Source organism: Streptosporangium minutum, from assembly GCF_002149035.1.
Classification (GTDB): Bacteria; Actinomycetota; Actinomycetes; order Streptosporangiales; family Streptosporangiaceae; genus Streptosporangium; species Streptosporangium minutum.
On sequence record NZ_NGFP01000377.1, the window covers coordinates 1 to 6428 of the forward strand.

At 73.9% G+C, this 6428-nt stretch carries 5 protein-coding genes; 3 read left to right on the top strand and 2 right to left on the bottom strand.

Features of this window, described 5'->3' with window-relative positions; genetic code table 11:
- On the bottom strand, positions 1-854 hold an 854-nt coding region (locus CA984_RS41840), incomplete at its 3' end, for an NAD-dependent epimerase/dehydratase family protein (protein ID WP_086578867.1).
- A gap of 79 nt (positions 855-933) precedes the next feature.
- Here CA984_RS41840 and CA984_RS41845 point away from each other — a divergent pair.
- Positions 934-2586: a lysylphosphatidylglycerol synthase domain-containing protein gene (locus tag CA984_RS41845; protein WP_086578868.1), complete on the top strand. Its 1653-nt coding sequence runs from the start codon at positions 934-936 to the stop codon at positions 2584-2586.
- Positions 2587-2695: 109 nt separating this feature from the next.
- Positions 2696-3079: an ArsR/SmtB family transcription factor gene (locus tag CA984_RS41850; protein ID WP_086578869.1), complete on the top strand. Its 384-nt coding sequence runs from the start codon at positions 2696-2698 to the stop codon at positions 3077-3079.
- A gap of 118 nt (positions 3080-3197) precedes the next feature.
- On the opposite strand, the gene CA984_RS41855 is transcribed toward CA984_RS41850, so the two are convergent.
- A complete protein-coding gene (locus tag CA984_RS41855; protein ID WP_242676474.1) occupies positions 3198-4655 on the bottom strand; it encodes a protoporphyrinogen/coproporphyrinogen oxidase in 1458 nt (485 codons plus the stop codon).
- Between the two features lie 143 nt (positions 4656-4798).
- Between CA984_RS41855 and CA984_RS41860 the strand changes: the two genes are divergently transcribed.
- A partial coding sequence (locus CA984_RS41860) for an N-acetylmuramoyl-L-alanine amidase (RefSeq protein WP_086578871.1) occupies positions 4799-6428 on the top strand: 1630 nt, incomplete at its 3' end.

Sequence of the window (6428 nt, forward strand, 5' to 3'; positions counted from 1 at the left end):
ACGTCGTGGAGGTCGGTCCGGGGGGACCAGCCGATCAGGGAACGGAGGCGGCGGGTGTCGGCGAGGGAGGCGCCCGGCTCGACGCGGGGGGCGGGTTCGACGGCGAAGGCGACCTCGGTGTCCAGGACCTCGGCGACGGCGGCGGCGAGGGCGCGGAGGGTCTGGCCGCGGCCGGTGCCGATGTTGACGACACCCTGGGCGCCGGAGGCCGCGAGGTCGATCATCGCCTGGGCGGCCTGGCGCACGTCGGTGACGTCGCGGGTGCGGTCCAGCGAGCCGAGGACCCGCAGCGGGCGCCCCTCGCGCGCGGCGGCCAGCCACAGGGACAGGGCCATGTCGGGCCGCTGGCCCTCACCCGCCACGGTGAACGGCCGCAGCACCGTGGTCCTGCCGCCTCGTTCGAGCCGTTCGGCGCACAGGCGCTCCAGCAGCACCTTGCTCCCGGCGTAGCCGCCGGCGGGCCGGACGGGGTCGGCCTCGTAGCTGGGCCGGCCCGCGCGCGCCCCGCCGTACACCGAGCTGGAGGACGCCACCAGCAGCGGCACGTGCTTCGGGACGGCGTTCAGCACCCGCGCTCCGGCCAGGACGTTGTCGCGGTGGCGGCGCCAGGCGATGCCGTCGCCGTGGTCGCGCACGCCGGGGCAGCCGGCCAGGTGGTAGACGGCGTCGGCGTCGGCGAGGGCGGCCCGCACGAACCCGTCGTCGTCGAGGAGGTCGGCGGTCAGCACGGTCAGCCCCGGCCGCGGAGGCTGGGGAACGCGGTCGATGCCGATGACCTTCTCACCCGAATCGACGAGCATCCGGGTCAGCATCCGGCCGATGAACCCGGAGGCCCCGGTCACGATGGACGACACCCCTGACCCTTTCCTCAAACGCACTAAAGGTAGCCTAACCTCACTAAGCTAAAGCGCAAAGCTCCCGGTGAGGACCCCCATGCCCGCTTCCTCCCTGGCCAGGACGGTCCGCCGAGGTCTCGGACTGCTGGTTCTGGCGGTCGCCGTGGCCTACCTTGCCCGCGTGGTGTCGGGTCCGGACCTCGCGGCGGCGTTCCGCGCGCTGCTCCGCGATCCGCCGGGAGTGCTGGCGGCCCTGCTGCTGTACGGCTGCGCGTTCGCCCTGCGGACCTGGTCGTGGCGGCGGGTGCTGCCGGAGCTGTCCCTCGGCCACTCCTGGGCCGCGCTGCACGTGTCCCTGCTCGGCAACCACGTCCTGCCGTTCCGGCTCGGCGAGGCGCTCCGGGTGACCACGGTCCTGCGCAGGACCGGACTCCCCGCGCCCGCGGTGGTGGCCTCCACCGTGGCCCTGCGCTCGGCCGATCTCGCCGCCGTGGCGCTGCTCGCGCTGGCCGCCGCCCCCGGCCTGGTCGGGACGCTCGTCGGCGGCTGGATCTGGCCGGTGGTCGGCGTGCTCGCCGCGACGACGCTCGCGGGGATGTTCTGGCTCGCCTCCATCGGTGACGGCCGGGCCGGGCGGGGGACGTTCCGGCTCGCCCCCGGCGGTGACGGCCGGGCCGGGCGGCGGCGGGCGCTGACCGCGCTTCCCCCGGTCTTCGCCGCGGCGGCGGCCGCCTGGGTACTGGAGTCCGCGGTGGTCTACGAGGTGGCCCGGCTGGCGGGGGTGGCGCTGTCGCCCGCCGAGGCGGTGGCGGTGACTGCCGTGACGATCGCCGCCCAGACCGTGGCCGTGACCCCCGGCGGGTTCGGCTCCTACGAGGCGGCGGCCACGGCGGCGCTGACCGCCCTCGGCGTCGCCTCCGGACCCGCGTTCGCGGTCGCCCTGCTCACCCACGCGCTGAAGACCGCCTACTCCCTCGTCGTCGGAGGACTCGCTCTCGTGACTCCCACCAGGCTCAGGCTGCCCCGGGTGCTTCCCGCGCGGCCGGCCCCCCTGCCCGTCTCCCCGGACGCGCCGGTCGTCGTGTTYATCCCGGTCCACGACGAGGAGGCGACCGTCGGGGAGGTGGTCAGGCGCCTCCCGGCCTCGGTCGCCGGGCGGCGGGTGGTCACGATCGTGGTGGACGACGGGTCCACGGACGCCTCGGCCCCGCTCGCGCGGGAGGCGGGGGCGACGGTCGTGTCCYAGCCGGGGAACCTCGGCCTGGGGGCCGCGGTGCGGCGGGGGCTGGCGGAGGCGGTACGGCAGGACCCGGCCGCGGTCGTCTACCTGGACGCCGACCTGGAGTACTTCCCCGAGGACATCGAACGGGTCGCGGGCCCGGTCCTGACCGGCGAGGCCGACTACGTGGTGGGCTCCAGGTTCGCCGGGAACATCGAGCGGATGCTGGCGCACCGCCGGTTCGGCAACCGCGTGCTGACCGTCTGGGTCCGCTGGATGACCAGGCAGGGCGTCACCGACGGGCAGAGCGGCTACCGCGCCTTCTCCCCCTCGGCGGCCCGCGCCGCCGAAGTGATCCACGACTACAACTACGCCCAGGTCCTCACCCTGGACCTGCTGGCCAAGGGCTACCGCTACCACGAGGTCCCGATCCGCTACGCCTTCCGCGCCACCGGCGAGTCCTTCGTCAAGCTGGGCCCCTACCTCCGCAAGGTCGTCCCCGCCGTCCACCGCGAGCTCAACTCGCCGTAGAGGAGCAGAACGGCGGGCACCCGTACACCGCGTCCCCGTCCCCGGGCGGACCCGTCCGGCCCGTCGGGTCATCACGGGCGACCTAAACTGTTCGATGGAGGTCGACCACATGAGCATACGATCGAGATCGGACAGCGCGGCGGACGCGGGCGGCCCGGCAGGTTCGGCACGGGCCCGGAACCTGACCCACGTCCATCCGGCGGACGTCCCCCTGCAGGCCGCCCTGGACGCGGTCGCCGACCCGGTGCGCCGGGCGATCCTGTGCGAGCTCGCCGGGGAGCCTGACTGGACACGCGCCTGCGGCACCTTCGACCTGCCGGTCGGCAAGGCGACCCGGAGCCACCACTTCGCGGTGCTGCGCCAGGCGGGTCTCATCGAGCAGCGCGACGCCGGTCCGCGCCGGGTCAACCGGCTGCGCCGGCCCGAGTTCGACGAGGCGTTCCCCGGACTGCTCGACCTCGTGCTGAGGGAGTCGCCGCCCACGGGCGGGTGATCCGGAGCCGCTCCCGCGAGATCCGTCCGGCCGCCGGCGCCCCCGGAGCGAGGGCCGGGGACCCGCCGGGGCTCACGGACTCCTGCCGACCTTCACGGCCTCGCGGGCCTCGCGGAGGTCAGTCCTCGACGACGTGTTCGGCGAAGCGCCTGCGGGCGGCCCGCCAGGCGGAGCCGTCCCAGCCCGTCTCGGTGAGGGAGTCGACGGCGTCGTAGCCCATGGCCATGGCGTGGTGGGTGTTGTCGTGGGCGAACAGGCCGAGGCGGCCGAAGGTGGTCACGTCCGGGATCGTCCCGGCCCAGGCGTCCAGGCCGGCCAGGTGCTCGGCGTAGCCGGTCTCGTAGACCGGGTAGACGTGCGGCACCCGCCGTACGACCACCTCGGCCAGGTTGACCGGCGGGAGCCCGGAGCGGGCCAGGGTGTCGCGGACGACGCCGGAGAAGTCGCCGGCGGCCCAGATCTCGTCGCCCACCGCACAGGGGATCTCGAAGCAGAGCACGGTGCGGTCGCCGGGATCGTCGGCGCTGACACGGTAGTTGGCGGGCTCGGAGATCCGCGTCACCGGCGTCTCGGGGCCCGGCAGGTAGTGCGCGTCGAACGGCGTCCACCGCCCGCCCTCGTGGACCGCGTAGACCAGCACCATCGCCCGGAACCGCAACCGCCCGGCCGCCTCGGCGACCTCCGGCCCGGGGCCGGGCTCCACCAGCCGCGCCAGGGCGGGCATCGGGATGGTGGAGAACACGCGCCCGGCGGTCAGCCGGGTCCCCGCCGTGGAACCCGCATTCGGCACGGGATCCCCGGACACGGCCCTCGCTCCCGACCCCGACCCCGGCCCCGGCCCCGGTGAGGTGTGCAGGACGACGGCTCCGGCCGCGGGCTCGATCCGCGTGCAGGCCGTACCGAGGCGGATGTCCGCTCCGGCGGCGGTGGCCGCGTCGGCGAGGGCGTCGACGATCTGGCCGAAGCCCCGGCGGGGGTAGTAGAAGATCTTTCCCTGCCCGTCGGACCGTCCCCGGAGGATCCGGCGCGCGATCTTCCACGGGCTGTCGGCGGTGACCCTCTTGCGCGCCTGGTCCCCGTCGATCTCCTCGCCGGGCAGCCCCCACAGCTTGAGCGCGTACGGCGCGTAGAGCGCCTCGTAGAGGGCGGGGCCCAGGCTCGCCCGGAGCGTCCCGGCGTAGGTGCCGGCGCGGCCCGCCCCTCTCAGGGGGGCCGTCACCGCGTCGCGGGCCACCCCCGCCAGCAGCGCCGGAGGCAATCGTTTGGCCAGTTCCGCGGGTTTCAGCGGAAAACCCACGTAGCGGTCTGCGATCCTCAGGCGTCCGTTGCGGGGCCGTCGCTGGAGATCGTCGCCGAGGAGCCCGCGCAGGTCTGCCAGGAGGTGCGGCGGGGTGGCGGGGTGCAGGCGGTGGCTGCCGTGGTCCACCCGGATGCCGGAGACCTCGAAGCTCGCCGACAGCCCGCCGACGTGGTCGGCCCGCTCCAGCACCGTCACCGACAGCCCGCGCCGGGCCGCCCGCCAGGCGGCTGCCAGCCCCGACGGTCCGGCGCCCATCACGACGAGGTCCGCGCTCATCCCCATAACGGCTCAACCTTACCGACGCCAGATGGTGAAGAAATTCTTCTCCAACTGCCACAAATATGAAGAAACTTATTGACATCGCGATCTTAACTTCGCAGTCTGACTGCATCGGATCCCCCAGCCGAGGAGCAACCCCCATGCAACGACTCACGCCGCTCCGCATGACGGCCGCGGCCGTCATCGCCGTCGGCGGTCTCGCCCTCATACAGCCGGCGTCGGCCGCGCAGGCGGCCCCAGGCGACCGGCAGACGGCCTTCGCCGAGGCCGCCAAGGCCTACGACGTGCCGGAGAGCGTCCTGCTCGGCGTGTCCTACCTGGAGTCACGGTGGGACGCCAACGCGGGCCGGCCCAGCAACTCCGCCGGGTTCGGCCCCATGCACCTCACCGACGCCGCCGCGCTGACCGACCTGCCCGCCACGGACCACCACGGTCAGGGCGAGGAGGACCCCCGCGGCGACGACGGCCGCCCGCTCGCGGTCACCGCCCGGCCGGCGACGCCGGCCGAGATCCCCGCCTCGCTCAGAACGCTGGAGAAGGCCGCCGAGCTCACCGGCGCGAGCCGCGACGCCCTGCGCGCCGACCCGGCCGTGAACATCCGCGGTGGCGCGGCCCTGCTCGCCGATTACCAGAAGCAGCTCGGCGCGCCGCTCAGCGCCGACCCCGCCGAGTGGTACGGCGCGGTCGCCCGCTACTCGGGCGCGTCCGAGGCGGAGGCCGCGAAGTTCTTCGCCGACGAGGTGTACGCCACGATCCAGGCCGGCGCCGAGCGGGTCACCGACGACGGGCAGAAGGTCGGGCTGAAGGCGGTGCCCGGCCTGAAGAAGCTTGAGAAGTGGCTGGAGAGGCTCGGCCTGCGCCGGCCCGGCCGCGACGGCGTCGAGTGTCCGCCCACGATCTCGTGCGAGTGGATCCCGGCGCCCTACCAGGCCCTGCCCGACGACGACTACGGCAACCACGACCTGTCGAACCGGCCGTGGAACCAGAAGGTCGACTACATCGTCATCCACGACATGGAGGGGTACTTCGGCCCCTCGGTGGACCTGGTGCAGGACCCCGCGCGTCCCGCGAGCTGGCACTACTCGCTCCGTTCCAGCGACGGCCACGTCGCCCAGCACCTCAAGACCAAGGACGTCGGCTGGCAGGCGGGCAACTGGTACGTCAACGCCAAGTCGATCGGGCTGGAGCACGAGGGCTTCCTCGGTGAGGGCGCGGCCTGGTACACCGAGGCGATGTACCGCACCTCGGCCAAGCTGGTGCGCTACCTGGCCCTGCGGCACGGGGTCCCGCTGGACCGCGCGCACATCATCGGCCACGACAACGTGCCGGGCACCCTGCCGACCACCGTGCGCGGCATGCACGAGGACCCGGGCCCCTTCTGGGACTGGGCGCACTACTTCGAGCTGCTCGGCAAGCCCCTGCACACCTCCGGCGGCCCGAAGGCGCAGTCGGTGATGATCCTGCCCGACTACGCCAAGAACCAGCCCTACTACTACGGCTGCGACCGCAAGAACCCGACGGCCGACTGCGCGCCGCACGGCTCGTCGTCGGTCTGGCTCCGCACCGAGCCGCGTGAGGACGCCCCGCTGGTCAAGGACATCGGCAAGCACCCCACCGGCGACTCGCTCTACAGCGTCTACGACCACAGCGCCCGCGCCAACACCGGCCAGCGCTACGCCGTGGCCGAGCGCCAGGGCGACTGGACGGCGATCTGGTACCTCGGCCAGAAGGCCTGGTTCCACAACCCCGCCGCCCAGCCCACCGCCGTCC